This window comes from Streptomyces griseorubiginosus (genome assembly GCF_036345115.1).
Classification (GTDB): domain Bacteria; phylum Actinomycetota; class Actinomycetes; order Streptomycetales; family Streptomycetaceae; genus Streptomyces; species Streptomyces griseorubiginosus_C.
Genome location: NZ_CP107766.1, coordinates 176,118 through 191,973, shown reverse-complemented (window position 1 = coordinate 191,973; position 15,856 = coordinate 176,118). Strand labels below are relative to the sequence as shown.

Annotated in this window: 16 protein-coding genes; 13 read left to right on the top strand and 3 right to left on the bottom strand. The window is 71.3% G+C overall.

Translation table 11 applies throughout. The features are described 5' to 3' along the window. Nucleotides 1-134 precede the first annotated feature (134 nt). The 6 genes from OHN19_RS00885 (at nt 135) to OHN19_RS00860 (ending at nt 5,101) form a co-directional block, all read left to right on the top strand. Nucleotides 135-686: a PaaI family thioesterase gene (locus OHN19_RS00885; RefSeq protein WP_330269499.1), complete on the top strand. Its 552-nt coding sequence runs from the start codon at nt 135-137 to the stop codon at nt 684-686. A gap of 4 nt (nt 687-690) precedes the next feature. Beyond that, on the top strand, nt 691-1,539 hold the full coding sequence (locus OHN19_RS00880; protein ID WP_330262204.1) for an enoyl-CoA hydratase-related protein: 849 nt from the start codon (nt 691-693) through the stop codon (nt 1,537-1,539). Between the two features lie 18 nt (nt 1,540-1,557). Next, complete coding sequence (locus OHN19_RS00875; RefSeq protein ID WP_330262203.1) at nt 1,558-2,022, top strand: FAS1-like dehydratase domain-containing protein; 465 nt, start codon at nt 1,558-1,560, stop codon at nt 2,020-2,022. Then, on the top strand, nt 2,019-2,441 hold the full coding sequence (locus OHN19_RS00870) for a MaoC/PaaZ C-terminal domain-containing protein (RefSeq protein WP_330262202.1): 423 nt from the start codon (nt 2,019-2,021) through the stop codon (nt 2,439-2,441). The genes OHN19_RS00875 and OHN19_RS00870 overlap by 4 nt, the downstream gene beginning before the upstream one ends. Before the next feature lie 109 nt (nt 2,442-2,550). Further along, on the top strand, nt 2,551-4,002 hold the full coding sequence (locus OHN19_RS00865; protein WP_330262201.1) for a class I adenylate-forming enzyme family protein: 1,452 nt from the start codon (nt 2,551-2,553) through the stop codon (nt 4,000-4,002). Beyond that, nucleotides 3,995-5,101, top strand: a complete 1,107-nt coding sequence (locus tag OHN19_RS00860; RefSeq protein ID WP_330262200.1) for a serine hydrolase domain-containing protein — start codon at nt 3,995-3,997, stop codon at nt 5,099-5,101. The genes OHN19_RS00865 and OHN19_RS00860 overlap by 8 nt, the downstream gene beginning before the upstream one ends. A 191-nt stretch (nt 5,102-5,292) precedes the next feature. Here OHN19_RS00860 and OHN19_RS00855 read toward each other — a convergent pair whose 3' ends face one another. Further along, nucleotides 5,293-6,474: an amidohydrolase family protein gene (locus tag OHN19_RS00855; protein WP_330262199.1), complete on the bottom strand. Its 1,182-nt coding sequence runs from the start codon at nt 6,472-6,474 to the stop codon at nt 5,293-5,295. Between the two features lie 139 nt (nt 6,475-6,613). Further along, a complete protein-coding gene (locus OHN19_RS00850) occupies nt 6,614-7,417 on the bottom strand; it encodes a FadR/GntR family transcriptional regulator (RefSeq protein ID WP_330262198.1) in 804 nt (267 codons plus the stop codon). Nucleotides 7,418-7,584: 167 nt separating this feature from the next. On the opposite strand from OHN19_RS00850, the gene OHN19_RS00845 reads away from it, so the two are divergent. Together OHN19_RS00845 and OHN19_RS00840 are read left to right on the top strand one after the other, a co-directional pair. After that, the gene (locus OHN19_RS00845) at nt 7,585-8,427 is read left to right on the top strand and encodes an enoyl-CoA hydratase-related protein (RefSeq protein WP_330262197.1); all 843 of its coding nucleotides are present in this window, start codon (nt 7,585-7,587) and stop codon (nt 8,425-8,427) included. Further along, nucleotides 8,424-8,996 carry a DUF2889 domain-containing protein gene (locus OHN19_RS00840; protein WP_330262196.1) on the top strand — a complete coding sequence of 191 codons (573 nt, stop codon included), beginning with the start codon at nt 8,424-8,426 and terminating at the stop codon, nt 8,994-8,996. The genes OHN19_RS00845 and OHN19_RS00840 overlap by 4 nt, the downstream gene beginning before the upstream one ends. Here the strand turns inward: OHN19_RS00840 and OHN19_RS00835 are convergent. Further along, on the bottom strand, nt 8,983-10,209 hold the full coding sequence (locus OHN19_RS00835) for an acyl-CoA dehydrogenase family protein (RefSeq protein ID WP_330262195.1): 1,227 nt from the start codon (nt 10,207-10,209) through the stop codon (nt 8,983-8,985). The two genes, OHN19_RS00840 and OHN19_RS00835, sit on opposite strands and share 14 nt — an antisense overlap. Before the next feature lie 113 nt (nt 10,210-10,322). Between OHN19_RS00835 and fabG the strand changes: the two genes are divergently transcribed. The 5 genes from fabG to OHN19_RS00810 are packed head-to-tail and all read left to right on the top strand — an operon-like array spanning nt 10,323 to nt 15,807. Beyond that, nucleotides 10,323-11,069, top strand: a complete 747-nt coding sequence (fabG, locus tag OHN19_RS00830) for a 3-oxoacyl-ACP reductase FabG (protein WP_330262194.1) — start codon at nt 10,323-10,325, stop codon at nt 11,067-11,069. 45 nt (nt 11,070-11,114) lie between these two features. Beyond that, complete coding sequence (locus OHN19_RS00825) at nt 11,115-12,338, top strand: acetyl-CoA C-acetyltransferase (protein ID WP_330262193.1); 1,224 nt, start codon at nt 11,115-11,117, stop codon at nt 12,336-12,338. A 1-nt stretch (nt 12,339) separates the two neighbouring features. Further along, complete coding sequence (locus OHN19_RS00820) at nt 12,340-13,791, top strand: OB-fold domain-containing protein (protein ID WP_330262192.1); 1,452 nt, start codon at nt 12,340-12,342, stop codon at nt 13,789-13,791. Continuing rightward, the gene (locus OHN19_RS00815; RefSeq protein ID WP_330262191.1) at nt 13,788-14,996 is read left to right on the top strand and encodes an acetyl-CoA acetyltransferase; all 1,209 of its coding nucleotides are present in this window, start codon (nt 13,788-13,790) and stop codon (nt 14,994-14,996) included. The genes OHN19_RS00820 and OHN19_RS00815 overlap by 4 nt, the downstream gene beginning before the upstream one ends. A gap of 16 nt (nt 14,997-15,012) precedes the next feature. Further along, nucleotides 15,013-15,807, top strand: coding sequence for a glucose 1-dehydrogenase (locus tag OHN19_RS00810; RefSeq protein WP_330262190.1), 795 nt, complete (start codon nt 15,013-15,015; stop codon nt 15,805-15,807). The last annotated feature ends 49 nt before the right edge of the window (nt 15,808-15,856 follow it).

Sequence of the window (15,856 nt, the reverse complement as noted above, 5' to 3'; positions counted from 1 at the left end):
CTGTTCACGAGCGGCCAATGAGTTATATAAATAATACATCTAGCGGCTGGATCACATCCCGCTTGATTGCTTGAACTATTCAATTCATGTAACTATATGGATCGGTCGCCGGACCGAGACCGGAGGGCGTGCTGATGACCGTCGCGGCGAGGACCCTCAGCGACCAGGAACAGCGTGAACGCCGGATCTGGTTCCGGGCCCGCTGGGAGCGCGGGGTCGCCTTCAACCGGCACTGCCGCATCCGCGTGACCCGCTGGGACGCGGAGGCCGTGGAGATCCTGCTGCCCTACGCCGAGGCCCTCTCCGCCCACGAGGACGTCTTCCACGGCGGGGTGATCTCGGCGCTCATCGACACCGCAGGGGCGGGAGCCGTGATCGCCGGGCACGACTTCGACAAGGGCAGCCGGCTGAGCACCGTGTCGATGTCGGTTCAGTTCCTCGCACCCGCCCGCGGCCGCGAGGCCGTCGCCTACGCGCGCTGCGTACGGCGGGGCCGCAGGCTGCACTTCGCCGACGTCGACGTGATGACCGACGGACGCCTCTGCGCCCGGGGGCAGGTGGTGGTGAGCATCGCCGGGGAGCGACCGGGCGTAGGCGAACCGATAGCCCCCGCGGACCCGGCCGACGCCGAGCCCGGCAACCCCATGTATCCCATTGGCCCCATCGACTCTCTGACGGAGGAGTGACCCGATGACCGAGGAGCCCGCCCAGGACGACCTGGTGCTGTACGAGGTCGACGAGGACGGCGTCGCGACCGTCACCCTCAACCGCCCCGAGCGCAAGAACGCCTGGAGCATCCCCATGGAGCGCCGCTTCTTCGCGCTCCTCGACGAGGCCGCGAACGACCCGGCCGTCCGCGTCGTGATCGTCACGGGCGCGGGCAGGGCCTTCTGCCCCGGCATGGACGTCCAGCGCCTGGAACAGAACTCCCAGCCGGGCCAGTCCCTCAACCTCCAGGCCCGCGTCCCCATGTACAGCAGACGCCTGCTGCCGAAGCCGATGATCGCCGCCGTCAACGGCGCCTGCGCCGGCATCGGCCTGGTCCAGGCGCTGATCTGCGACGTCCGCTTCGCCGCCCGCGGCGCCCGCTTCACCACCGCCTTCACCCGGCGCGGCCTGGCCGGCGAGTACAACCTGCCGTACGTGCTCCCCCGCGTCATCGGCCTGGAGAACGCCCTGGACCTGCTGCTGTCGGGCCGCGTCTTCGACGCTGACGAGGCCAAGGAGCTCGGCCTCGTCAGCCGCGTCGTCGAACCCGAGGACCTGCTGGACGCCGCCCGCGCCTACGCCCGGGACATCGCCCGCAACTGCTCACCGCGCGCCATGGCCGTCGTACGGCACCAGGTGTACGGCGATCTCGACCGCCCCTTCACCGACGCGCTCGCCCGCTCCTACTCCGCCATGGAGTTCTTCGCGGGCTCACCCGACTTCCGCGAGGGCGTCGCGAGTTTCGTGGAGAAGCGCGAGCCGAAGTTCGAGGGCCTGCCGCCGGACTTCGACCCGGACGAGGCCACCCGCGACGCGTTCCTGCCGTACTGAACAAGGAGGTTCCTGACGATGACAGGGCAGCCGATCCCGCAGCCGTTCCCCGTCGAGGCCGGGCACATCATGATGTTCGCCCGCGCCATCGGCGACGAACACCCCGCGTACCAGGGCCAGTCGGCCCTCGCCCCACCGACCTTCACCATGGCGAGCGCCCACTACGACCCCGACTACCACCTGCGTCCCAAGCCGGACGAGGAGTGGTTCGGATCCGGCGGCGGCCCCGGGGTGATGGCCGAGGGCGGCGGCGGACTCCACGCCGAGCAGCACTTCGAGTACCACCGCCCGGTGCGCGCCGGCGAGACGCTCTACGCCCACACCGTTCCCGGACGCAGCTGGGAGAAGCAGGGGCGCAGCGGCCGTCTGCTGTTCAGCGAGCGCGTCACCGAGTACCGGGACGCCGACGGCGAGCCCGTCGTCAGCGCCGTGACCGTGGCCGTCGTACCCGAGGGCCCCGCGACCCCGAAGGACGCGCGATGAGCCTGAGCAGCAACGACATCAAGGTCGGCGAGACCCGTGAGAGCGTCCTCGTCGAGGACCTCAAGCGCACCCGGATCGTGCAGTACGCGGGCGCCTCCGGCGACTTCAACCCGCTGCACACCGACGAGCGGTTCGCCGTCGAGGCCGCGGGATACCCCGGCGTCTTCGCCCACGGCATGCTCTCCATGGGCATGACCGGCCGCGTCCTGACCGACTGGGTCGGCCCGGAGTCGCTGCTGCGCTACGGCGTGCGCTTCAAGGCCCAGGTCTGGCCGGGCGACACCCTCACCGCCACGGTGACGGTCGACTCGATCGACGACACCCCGGACGCCCCGGTCGCCCACTTCACCCTGCGCACGGTCAACCAGAACGGCGTCGAGGTGGTCACCGGCACGGCGGCGGCCCGCCTGGAGCCGTGACCCGGTGACCGCGGTACGGGATGCGGGTGCTGGGGCAGTGGGTGTGCCTCCCCGGGGCCTCGGGCCCGTGCGGGAGACCGAGGTGGCTGGAGGAAACGGCCCCGCGCCGATGGCTCAGGCGGTAGGCGTCACCTGGACCGCCATGGTCAGTCGTGCCTACGACCACTCCCGCCCCGCCGTCCGGTTCGGGGACTCGACCTGGACCGGGCGAGAACTCCTGGACCGCGCGGCCGGCGCCGCCGACTGGCTGGACTCGCTCGGACTGGAGCCCGGCGCCCCGGTCCCGGCCCTGGTCGCCACCTCCGCCGACGCCCTCGCGCTGGTGATCGGCGCCGCCGGATCCGGTCACCCGCTCGCCCCGCTCGGCGTCCGCATGACCGCGCACGAGATCGCCGCCGTGGTCCGCCAACTCCCGTGCCAAGTCGTGCTGACCCAGCCCGAGTTCACCGAACTCGCGGAGCAGGTGGCAGAACTCTCCGGCCGGTGCGTCGCCACCGTGCCCGAACTGCCCGGCAGCACCCGCACCTTGACGGCTCGCCCCGACGAACTCGCCGCCGTCCTGCACACCTCCGGCACCACCGGCCTGCCCAAACCCGTCCCGATGACCCAGCGGCGACTGGCCGCCCGCGCCCGCGTCAACGGAAGCCTCTGCGGCCTGGACCCCGACAGTTTCTACGGCGGCAGCGCGCCCTTCCACCACATCGCGGGCCTGGGCAACCTCGCCGTCGCCCTCGCCGCCGGCGCGCTGATCACCGGCCTGCCCCGCTTCACCGTCGAGGGCTGGACCCTGCTCAGGGACCTCGGCACCACCCACACCAGCATGGTCCCGGCGATGCTGGAGACCCTGCTGGCCGCCGGCGAGGCACGGCACGAGACCCTGCGGACCCTCCAGTACGGGGGCGCGCCCGTCCGCCCCGGCACCCTGCGGCGGACGTACGAGGCGATGCCGGGTGTCCGGATGCTCAACATGTTCGGCCAGACCGAGGGTTCACCGATCAGCGTGCTCACCCCCGAGGACCACCGCGAAGCGATCGCGGGCCGCACCGAGCTGCTCCGCTCGGTCGGGCGGCCCGCCCCCGGGGTCGAGGTCAGGGTCGACGCCGCCGGGCCGGACGGCATCGGCGAGATCCACGCCCGCGCCGACCACTTCTTCCGGATCGACGCCGAAGGCTGGCTGCACAGCGGCGACCTGGGCCGGATCGCCCAGGACGGCTACCTCTACCTCCTCGGCCGCGGCACCGACATGATCATCCGGGGCGGCGAGAACGTCCACCCGCTGGAGGTGGAGACCGTCCTGGCCGACCATCCCGGCGTGGCGGACGCCGCGGTGATAGGCGTACCGGACGAGCGCCTGGGCCAGACCGTCGTCGCCTTCGTCGTACCGGCCGCGCCCCACGCCCCTCCCGATCCGGCCGCCCTCAGAAGCCATGTCCGCGCCCGGCTGTCCGGGTTCAAGGTCCCCGTCCGCTGGTGGTTCGTGGACGACCTGCCCCGCAACGCCAACGGCAAGGTCGTACGCCGCGGCCTGCGGGAGCCGTACGAAGGAGGAACAGGTGTCTGACCTCGTCGCCCCCGAGCGACTCGACGTCCTGCTGCACCGGATCCGCCGGGAGGTCGAACGCGGCCCCCTGCCGTCCGCGCAGGTCGCCGTCGCTCGCGCCGGCCGACTGGTGGCCTTCGAGACGTACGGTGACGCGGGCCCCGATACCCGGTACGTGCTGCAGTCCGTCGGGCGGTCGATCGTCGCGGGCGTGGTGTGGAAGCTGATCGGCGACGGACTCCTCGACGTGGGAGAGCAAGTCGCCGCGATCATCCCGGAGTTCGCACCGAACGGGAAGGAGGAGGTGACGGTCGAGCAGGTGCTGACGCACACCGCGGGCTTTCCCTTCGCCCCCCTGGGATTCCCCAAGATGCTCGACCGCGAGCAGCGGCTCGCCGCCTTCGGACGCTGGCGGCTGGACTACCCGCCGGGCACCCGCTTCCAGTTCCACCTCACCTCGGCGGCCTGGCTGATCGCCGAGATCGTCGAGCGACGCACGGGCCTGGCCTTCGCCGACTACCTGCGGGAGCGGCTGGCGCGGCCGCTGGGCCTGGAGTCGATCGAACTGGGGGTGCCGGAGGACCGTCAGCCCGGCACCGTCGCCCCGATGACCGCCACCGACCGCACCAGCGACGAGCAGGAGCCCGACCCCTGGGGGCCGTGGTACCTCTCCGACCCGAAAGTCCTCGCGGCCGGAGAGCCCAGCCACGCCCTCGTCGCCACCGCCGCGGACGTCGTCCTGTACTTCCAGGCACTGGAGCACTCCGGTCTGTGGAAGCCGGAGGCGGTGGCGGAGGGCACCCGGATCCGGCTCACCGACCACCCGTACGGGGACCAGATCTACGGCGGCGGCGACGAACGGCGCACCAGCATGGGCCTGTTCGTGACGGTGGCCGGCCCGGACGCGGGAAGCAACCTGCCCTCGACCGGCTCCCCGTCCCTCTTCGGCAGCGCCGGCGCCGCGTACCAACTGGGCTTCATGGACCCGGAGTCGGGCCTCTCCTTCGCCTGCCTGAGCAACGGCTACCCACTCGCCGGCTACGACCACTCCCCGCACGGTACGGCCCTGCTCAGGGACATCGCGGACCTGGCGGGGGGCTTGGCCACCGAGCTGCCCTGACCTACGACCGAATGCCGAGCCACTGCTCGGCGCCCCATGCCACGAGGCCCGGCTCTGCCATCCGGGCACGCTGACAAATGGGCAGGCAACCAGGGCAGGTGGCCAAAGGAACAACACTTGGCTCCCCGGCGAGACGCTCGGGGAGCCGTCCTACGTCGCGCCTGCTCCAAGCCACGGAGCGGCGGTCCGGCTCAGCGGCTGATCAGCTGCTGAGCGTTGTGGAACATGATGTCGTCCTGAGCGGACTCGTCGAGCTCCGCGATCAGCTTGCGGAAGTCGGCCGGTGATGCAAGGCCCTCCGCGTGCGGGAAGTCGGAGCCCATGACGATGGACTCGTGGTAGCCGAGCCGGCGGACGACGTCCACGATGTCGTCCTCGGGGTAGGGCACCACGCGCACGTGCTTGCGGAACAACTGGCTGGGACGCTCGGTCAACTGCCCGCCGACCCAGGGGCCGTTGCGGCCCATGCCCCGGCTCTTGTCCATGTGGCGGACGAAGTGCGGCACCCACTCGGAGCCGAACTCGGAGACCAGGACGTTGATGTCGGGGAAGCGGCCGAAGAGGTTGTCGAAGATGAGCGCGGACAGCGTCTCCTCGATGGGGCGCTGGCCGTAGGTGTTCTGCCACTGCCAGGCCGACATCCGGAAGTGGATCGGGTTCGGGTCGAAGCCCCAGGAGGGGGCGACCTGCGAGTTGTAGTAGAACTCGCTGATGTGGTAGCAGACGCTCGCCTTGGCCTCGTTGACCAGCTTCCAGAACGGGTCGAAGTACGGGTCGCCCGGCGAGCGGCCGTACACCGGGCCGGTGGGCAGGAGGATGAAGCGGGCGCCCTGGTTCAGGACGTACTCCAGCTCCTTGACCGCGTGGTCCAGGTCGCGCAGGGAGAGCAGGGCGGGGGCGTAGATGCGGCCCTGGTGGTCGAAGCCCCAGACCTCGTTCATGTAGCGGTTGAACGAGTGGTAGTTGGCGTAGAGCGGCTCGACGCCCTTCACGTACTCCTCGGCGACCAGGGCCCAGCCGCCCGGGTACATGATCGACTGGTCGAGGCCCTGCTCGTCCATGACCCGCAGCCGGGCGTCCCGGTTCTGGTAGGACTCGTGCATCGGCTCGAACTGGTACGTCTCCTCCGGATTGCCCGAGGCCATCGCCTTGAGCATCTCCTTCAGTGAGCCGGGGCGGTAGACCTGCCCGAACTCGGGCTCCAGGCAGACGACGATCCGGTCGCCGGCGAGGATCACCTCCCGCCCGTCGGGCAGGGTGACCGGCGCGACCGCCGAGCCGAGGAACTCCTTCGGGAGGTAGCGGGTGAAGGAGTCCCGCTCCTCGTACATGTGCTGGTCGCAGTCGAAGATTCGCTTGCGCTGTTCGGCCATGCCGTCGCCTCCGGACCCCGGATCTAATCGGTACGCCTCCTATAATTATCTAACTGTTTCTTGGAGGCAAGGGGGTGGTGGTGACCGGGGTCGGGATGCGGTCGGTCGTGCGCGGGCGCGGTCGGTCGCCGGGGCGCGGTCAGTCCAGGAGTTCGAGCACCGTCTTGGGTCCGGCGGAGTTCACGACGTCGTCGGCGCTGGAGATGTGGCGCTGCCAGAGCTTCTCGGCCTCGTCCGCCTTCCCGGCCTCGATCAGCCCGACCAGCCGGACGTGCGCCCGGTGCCCCTTGAGTGCCTGCGCCTTCTGCGTCTCGGCGTCGGTGGCGGCGGCGGTGTAGGAGGCGTTGGCCCGGTCGATGATGTTGCGGACCATGCTGCACAGCAGGATCAGGGTCTGGTTGCCGGTGAGCTCGACCAGCAGCGCGTGGAAGGCGTCCTGCGCCTCGACCAGCGCCAGGGGGTCCTCCAGGACGGCCTTCTCGGCGGCCACCGCGTCGCGCAGCCGCTTGATGTCGGCGGCGGTTGGCTTGGTGGCGAGCTGGCGGGCGCAGGGCGGTTCGATGAGGGCTGCCGCGCGGTAGAGGTCGCCCAGGGTGGCCCCGCGGTACTCGAGGATCAGACCGGCGAAGCGGGCGGCGACATCGGCGTCGGGCGCGCTCACCCGGGCGCCGCCGTGCGCGCCACGGCGCACCGTGATCAGGGACTCGGACTCCAGGACGCGGAAGGCCTCGCGCAGGGTCGGGCGCGAGATGCCGAACTGCTCCATCAGCCCCGACTCCGGCGGCAGCGCGTCGCCGGGCTTCAGCTCACCCCGTACGATCTGGCGGCGCAGGTGGCCCGCGACCAGCTCGGCGGTCTTCGGGACCCGTACCTGGCGTCCGACGCGGCTGCGGGAAGGTGCGGGTACGGCCACCGTTTCACTTGCGCGGGCTGCCTCGGACACGATGGGGCTCCTCATATAGCCAAATGAATCGTCTTAGTGCATCGAGGGTACCAGGTCAAGGGATGGTTGGATCTTCTCTCGGCAGGGGGATCTGGCGCCGTGGCTGCGGCTGGTATATAGATGATTCATCTATCTATTAAGTCAGCAGGCCCGTGGGAGTGACCTCGATGACCGAGAATGCGGCCCCGGTGATCATCACCGAACTCACCGACGACGGGGTCATGCTCCTCACCCTGAACCGTCCGGACCGGCACAACGCCTGGACGCTGGAGATGGAGCTGCTCTACAACGAGCTGTTCGACCGGGCGGAGGCGGATGCGCGGGTGCGGGCGGTGGTGCTCACCGGCGCCGGGCGCAGCTTCTGCCCCGGGATGGACATGAGCGTGCTGGACGGCGCGTCGTCCGGCGCCCGCCCGTGGCCCACCGGCCAGCTGCCCCCGCGCACCCGCCCCATGTCCTTCCCGAAGCCCGTCATAGCGGCCGTCAACGGCGCCTGCGCCGGCATCGGGTTCAACCAGGCGCTGATGTGCGACGTCCGGTTCGCCGTACCGCAGGCCAAGTTCGCCGCGGCCTTCAGTGCACGAGGGCTGGTGGCCGAGGACGGCGTGTCCTGGATCCTGCCCCGGCTCGTCGGCTACGGCAACGCCGCCCACCTTCTCCTGTCCTCGCGCCGTGTCACCGGCACGGAGGCCCTGTCGATGGGCCTCGTCAACCGCCTGGCCGAGCCGGACGACCTGCTCCCGCAGGCCCTCGCCTACGCGACCGAACTGGCGCGCTCGGCCAGCCCGTACGCGATGTCCCTCATCAAACGCCAGCTCGCCGACGACCAGGTGAGAACCTTCGCCGAGAGCAGTGAGTCCGCGGCCGCCCTGCTGGCCACGGCGAAGCGCGCACCGGACTACCGGGAGGGCGTGCTCAGCTTCATCGAGCGCCGCCCACCGGCCTTCCCGGCACTGGGGGAGGGCGCGTCGGCGGTGGAGGAGAGCGAGCTGGAGGAGGCCTCGTCATGACCCGCACCGAACTCCCGCTGCACCGTCGCACGATCACCGTCACCGCTTACGAGGAGGACGGCGGCGAGATCTCCGTCGAGGCGGAACTGCGCGACGAGCGTCCCTGGGAGGAGCCGCCGGGCGGTGTCGTCCACCGCATGGTGCTGGCGGTGCGGGTGCGCCTCGCGGACATGACGATCACGGCCGCCGAGGCGGGCATGAAGGACTTCCCGCACACCGAGTGCCCCCTGATCGCACCCGCCTTCGACGCCCTGGTGGGGCTCAGCGTGGCGAGCGGCTACAACCGGGCCGTCCAGCAGCGCTTCCACGGGGTGTCCGGCTGCACCCACCTGTACGAACTGACCCGCGCGCTCGGCCCAGCCGTCGTCCAGTCGGCCATCTCGGCCCGAAGCCGCGCGGCCGGACCCCGCTCCCACGACCCGCGCGCCTCCGCCTGGGTGATGAACAGCTGCCACATCTGGGCACCCGACGGCGTGGGTCTGCGCAAGCTCGACGCGGGCTGGGTCCCGGGACCCAGCCCCCGCCCGGTCCCGGAACTCAGCAGCTTCGAGGGTCCTACGGAGTCGTGAGCCGCGGCTCGCGCGGAAGGCCCAGCACCTTCTCCGCGAGGATGTTGCGCTGCACCTGGGATGTGCCGGCGTAGATCGTTCCGGAGCGGGCGATCAGGTACGTCGTCGACCAGGACCCCGAGCTGTTGGCCGCGCCGGGGTCGTCCGTGCGGTATGTGCGCAGCGGCCCCCGTCCGACCGGGACCTGGCCGTGCAGGCCCATGATGTCCATCGCCAGGTCGGTGACCTCGGTGTGGTACTCGCTCCAGTACAGCTTGGCGATCGACGTCTCGGGCCCCGGCTCCGCGCCCTTCAGCCAGCCGGTGAGGATCCGGTAGCCGAGGCAGCGCATGATCTCGACCTTGGACCAGCACCAGGCGATCCGCTGCCGGATCACCGGGTCCTGGTCCTTGCCGTACTGCCGTGCGAGCGCGACGAGACGCTCCACCTCGGCGCGGAAGAGGATCGGGTTGGTCGCCGCCTCCTCGCCGCGTTCGACGCCCAGGAGGCTCTGGGCGACCGCCCAGCCGTTGTCCACGCCGCCGACGACCAGATCGGCGCGGGTCCGGGCGCCGCTGAAGAAGACCTCGTTGAAGTGCAGCTGCCCGCTCATCATGCGGAACGGCCGTACCTCGACGCCGGGTTGGTCCAGCGGCACGAGGAGGAAGGAGATGCCGCGGTGCTTGGGGGCGTCCCGGTTCGTACGGGCCAGGACGAAGATCCAGTCGCTGTGGTGGGCGCCGGAGGTCCACACCTTCTGTCCGTCGATCACCCACTGGTCGCCATCGCGCACCGCCCGGGTCTTCAGGGAGGCCAGATCGGACCCCGCGTCCGGCTCCGAGTACCCCTGGCACCAGGTGTCCTGGCCGCTCAGGATGCGGGGGAGGAAATGGCTCTTCTGCTCCTCCGTGCCCCAGCGCAGCAGCGTGTTCGCCAGCATCTTCACGCCGAAGGTGTCCTGCGGCAGCCCGAACGGGACACCGGCCAGGGCGAGTTCCTCCATCAGGACGACCTGGTGGAGCTTGGACAGGCCCAGGCCGCCGTACCGCTCGGGCCAGGTGAGGGAGAGGAAGCCGCGCTCGACGAGCCGGCGGCGCCAGTCCCGGGCGAAGGACCAGGCGGCGTCCTCGTCCAGGGCGCCGATGCCCTTCCAGTCCGGCGGCAGGTTCTCGGCGAGGAACGTCCTGACCTCGGCCCGGAACGTCTCGGTCTCCGGGGGATAGCTGATGTCCACCTGTGGTCGCTCCTCGTCCGGGCCCGCACGCACAGCTGATCGCTGTATTGATTGTTTCAGCATAATAGGTTATCTATTTAGCTGGGAAGAGCGTCGAGCCAGGGCGGGCTGACATGGGATTGCTGGACGGACGGAACGCCGTGATCACCGGCGGCGCGCAGGGCATCGGGTACGAGATCGCCGGCGTCCTCGGCGACGCGGGCGCGGCCGTCGTCCTCGGCGACATCAACGGGGAAGCGGCACGCGAAGCCGCCGAGCGCCTCGCCGCGAACGGCATCAAGGCGACTTCACTGCGCTGCGACGTCACCGACGAGGACGAGGTCGCTGCCCTGGTGGCCCACTGCACCAGCACCTTCGGTCCGGTCGGCGTCATGGTCAACAACGCCGGCATCACCCGGGACGCGACCCTGCGCAAGATGCCCCTCACCGACTTCCGCGCCGTCCTCGACGTCCACGTCACCGGCGCCTGGAACGGCACCCGGTACGCCGCCGAGGCGATGCGGGCGCACGGACAGGGCGGCAGCATCGTCAACATCTCCTCCATCGCCGGCAAGGTCGGCAACTTCGGCCAGACCAACTACAGCGCCGCCAAGGCCGCGCTCGTGGGACTCACCAAGGCCTCCGCCAAGGAGCTCGCGAAGGCGGGCGTCCGCGTCAACGCCGTGCAGCCCGGCCTGATCCGCACGGCCATGACCGAGGCGATGCCCCCGGCCGCCTGGGACGCGAAGCTCGCCGAGATCCCCCTGGGCCGCGCGGGCGAACCCGCCGAGGTCGCCCAGGTCGTCCTCTTCCTCGCCTCCGACATGGCGAGCTACATCACCGGAGCCGTGGTCGAGGTGACCGGCGGCCGGTACATGTGAGCCCTCCGATGAGGCCCCCCAACCCGCTGATGAAAGGCATGACCGATGCGTGACGCGGTGATCTGCGAACCGATACGGACCCCGGTCGGGGGCTACGGGGGAGCCTTCCGGGACGTCACCGCGGCAGCACTCGCCGCCACCGTCGTACGGGCCCTCCTGGACCGCACCGGCATCCCGGCCACGGCCGTCGACGACGTGCTCCTCGGCCAGTGCTACCCCAACGGCGAGGCCCCGGCCATCGGCCGCGTGGCCGCCCTGGACGCCGGACTGCCCGTCGAGGTGCCCGGCCTCCAGATCGACCGCCGCTGTGGCTCCGGACTCCAGGCCGTCATCACCGCGGCGATGCAGGTGCAGACCGGCGCGAGCGACCTCGTGCTGGCCGGAGGCGTCGAGTCCATGAGCCAGGCCGAGTTCTACACCACCGACGTGCGCTGGGGCGTGCGCGGCGCGGGCACCACCCTGCACGACCGCCTCGCACGGGGCCGGGTCACCTCCGGCGGCGTCAACCACCCCGTGCCCGGGGGCATGCTGGAGACCGCGGAGAACCTGCGTCGCGAGTACGGCATCTCCCGTGAGGAGCAGGACCTGCTCGCCGTGCGCTCGCACGAGAAGGCGGTCGCGGCCCAGCGCGAGGGCCGCTTCGCCGACGAGATCGTCCCCGTCACCGTACGAAGCCGAAAAGGCGAGACCGTCGTGGACACCGACGAACACCCGCGCCCCGACTCCTCGTTGGACAAGCTCGCAAAGCTGCGTCCGGTGCTCGGCCGCCAGGACCCGGAGGCGACGGTGACCGCGGGCAACGCCAGCGGCCAGAACGACGGCGCCGCCCTGTGCGTCGTGACCCACCCCGAGCGCGCCGCCGAACTCGGGCTGCGCCCACTGGGCCGCCTGGTCTCCTGGGCCGTCGTCGGCGTACCACCCGAGACGATGGGCATCGGCCCGGTGCCCGCCACGGCAAGGGCCCTCGAACGAGCCGGGCTCAAGCTCGCCGACATCGACCTGATCGAACTCAACGAGGCCTTCGCCGCCCAGGTGCTCGCCTGCACCCGTGAATGGGCCCTGACCGAGACCGACTTCGAGCGGTTCAACGTCAACGGCTCCGGCATCTCGCTCGGTCACCCCGTCGGAGCCACCGGCGGCCGCATCCTCGCCACCCTGCTGCGCGAACTCGACCGCCGTCAGGCCCGCTACGGCCTGGAGACCATGTGCCTCGGCGGCGGCCAGGGCCTCGCAGCCATCTTCGAAAACACCGCTCAGGGAGGACGCTGACATGGCCGGACTGATCGCATACGGCGCCCACGTGCCGTACCACCGCCTGGCCCGCGCCGACGTCGCCGCCACGCTGGGGACACCGCCGGGACGCGGCACCCGCGCCGTAGCGGGCTACGACGAGGACACCACCTCCATGGCGGTGGAGGCGGCCCGCGTGGCCCTCGCCCGCGACTGCCTGCGCCCCCGCATCGGCCAGCTCTTCCTCGCCACGGCCGCACCCGCCTACCTCGACAAGACCAACGCGACCGCCGTCCACGCCGCGCTCCGCCTCGACGAGCACGTCCTCGCCGTCGACATGGCCGGCTCGGTCCGCTCCGGCCTCGGCGCCCTGGTCACCGCCGCCCGCTCCGCCGTCCCCACCCTCACCGTCCTCTCCGACCTGCGCACCGGCCTGCCCGGCGGCAGCGACGAGGTCGCCGGCGGTGACGGCGCGGCGGCGTTCGTCTTCGGCGGCCACCGCAACGGCGCACCCGTCCTGGCCGAACTGCTCGCCCATGACACCGTCAGCGACGAGATCCTCGACCGCTGGCGGCTGCCGGGCGCCCCCGCCTCCCGCGCCTGGGAGGAGCGTTTCGCCGAGGAGATCTACGTGTCCCTCGCGGACAAGGCCCTGACCGCCGCTCTCGACCAGGCGGGCCTGGACCGCGGCGCCATCGACCACCTCATCGTCTCCGGCCTGCACGCACGCGCGTGCGCGACGGTACGGCGTACGGCCGGTGCCCGCCCCGAGGCGGCGGTCCCGGACCTCACCGGGGTGATCGGCAACGCCGGCACCGCCCAGCCCGGCCTGCTCCTGGCCGACGTCCTCGACCGCGCAAAGCCCGGCGAGGTCATCGCCCTCGTCGTCCTCGGCGACGGCGCCGGAGTCGTCCTGCTCCGCACCACCGACGCGCTCCCGGCCCACCGCAGCACCCGCCCGGTCGCCGCGCAGATCACCGCGGGCAGCGCCCCGATGCCGTACGCCACCTACCTCTCCTGGCGCGGCCTCCTCGACCGCGAACCACCCCGGCGCCCCGACCCCGAGCCGCCCTACGCCCCGCCCGCGCACCGTCGCACCGCCTGGAAGTACGGCTTCGTCGCCTCCCGTTGCGAGAAGTGCGGCACCCGGCATCTGCCGCCGGACCGGGTGTGCACCTCCTGCCGGAGCGTCGACGCCATGACCGACGAGCCGATGGAGCACGTGCGGGGCACGGTCGCCACGTTCACCGTCGACCGGCTGGCCCACACACCGAGCCCGCCGATGCTCGTCGTGGTCGTCGACTACGACGGCGGCGGCCGCTTCCGCTGCCAGCTCACCGACGCCACCGAGGCGGACGCCGTCATCGGCGCCCGCGTGGAGATGACCTTCCGGCGCACCGTCACCGCGTCCGGCATCCACAACTACTTCTGGAAGGCCCGGCCGGTGCGCACGGGCGAGACCGGGGACGAGACCGAGGAGACACACGGATGAGCTCGCACGGAATCCGGGACCGGGTCGCGATCGTCGGCATGGGCTGCACGCCCTTCGGCGAGCACTGGACCCGATCGGCCGACGATCTGCTGGTGGACGCCGTGGGCGAGGCGGTGACCTCGGCCGGCATCACGATCGACGACATCGACGCGTTCTGGTTCGGCACCCAGGCCTCCGGCGTGTCCGGACTGACCCTGAGCCGCGCGCTGCGCCTGCCCCACAAGCCGGTCACCCGCGTCGAGAACATGTGCGCGACCGGCTCCGAGGCCCTGCGCAACGCCTGCTACGCCGTCGCCTCCGGCGCGTACGACGTGGCGATGGCGGTCGGCGTGGAGAAGCTCAAGGACTCCGGCATGTCCGGTCTCTCCGGTACGGCGATCCCGGGCGCCGGCGACGACAGCCGCGGCGAGGTCACCGCCCCCGCGAACTTCTCCCTCCTGGCCCCCGCGTACGCCGCCAAGTACGGCCTCGCGGAAGAGGAGTTGAAGGACGTCATCACCCGTATCGCCTGGAAGAACCACGTCAACGGCGCCCGCAACCCGCGCGCCCAGTTCCGCAAGGAGGTGCCGCTGGAACGCATCCGGTCGGCCCCTATCGTCGCGGGCATGCTCGGCGTGTTCGACTGCTCGGGTGTCTCGGACGGTTCGGCGGCGGCGATCGTCGTACGCGCCGAGGACGCCTACAAGTACACCGACAGGCCGATCTTCGTGAAGGCGCTGTCCTTTGTCGCCGGCCCGGCGGACGGGCTCCTCGACCCGGAGTACGACTTCACCACCTTCCCCGAGGTCGTCGCCTCCGCCCAGGAGGCCTACCGGCAGGCCGGCGTCACCGACCCGCGCGCCGAACTCGCCCTCGCCGAGGTCCACGACTGCTTCACACCAACGGAGTTGGTCCTGATGGAGGACCTGGGCTTCGCCGAGCGCGGACAGGCGTGGAAGGACGTGACGAGCGGGTCGTTCGACCTCGACGGCTCGCTGCCGGTCAATCCGGACGGCGGCCTCAAGGCCTTCGGGCATCCCATCGGCGCCTCGGGCCTGCGCATGATGTTCGAGGCCTGGCTGCAACTGCGGGGCGAGGCGCCCGCCGAGCGGACCGTGAAGTCGGTGGCCGAGGGACGCTCGCTCGCCCTCACCCACAACCTGGGCGGCGGACCCGGCGAATGCGTGTCCTTCGTGTCCATCGTCGGCAGCGAACTCAGCGCATAGACAAGGCGGTTGGGGCATGGGACGACTCGACGGCAAGATCGCCGTCGTGACCGGGGCGGCGTCGGGCATCGGCGCCGCCACGGCACGTCGGGTGGCGGCCGAGGGCGCGCACACAGTGGTCGCCGACCTGAACCTCGACGGCGCCGAGGCGGTGACGAAGGAGATCCGAGCCGCCGGGGGATCCGCGACGGCGGTCAAGGTCGACCTCGGGGACGTGGCGAGCGTACGAGCCATGGTGGCCGCGGCGGTCGAGACGTACGGCGGCCTCGACGTCCTGCACAACAACGCGGCGGCCACCCACCTCGCCGCCCGCCAGGACCTCGCCGTGGCGGAGGCCGACCCGGCGGTCTGGGACGACACGATGCGCATCAACCTGCGCGGCACCATGGTCGCCGTCCAGGCCGCCGTCCCGCACCTGATCGCCCGGGGCGGCGGCTCGATCATCAACACCTCGTCCGGGTCCGGCCTCGCGGGCGACCTGCGCAATCCCGCGTACGGCGCGTCCAAGGCCGCCCTGATCAACCTCACGCAGTACGTCGCCACCCAGTACGGCAAGCAGGGCGTGCGCTGCAACGCCATCGCGCCCGGCTTCATCGTCACGCCGGCCAGTTCCGGTTCGGCGCACGGCGCGATCCGGGAGGCGATGCTGCGCCATCACCTCACCCCGCGCCTCGGAAGCCCCGAGGACGTCGCCTCCGCGGTCGTCTTCCTCGCTTCCGATGAGTCCGCCTTCATCACCGGCCACACCCTGCGCGTGGACGGCGGACTGCTGTCCCACGCGCCGTACGTCGCGGACCTGCGGGACGCCTGACACAGACCTACGAGAGCCGGAGGCGCCGACGGGCACCTCCGGCTCAAAG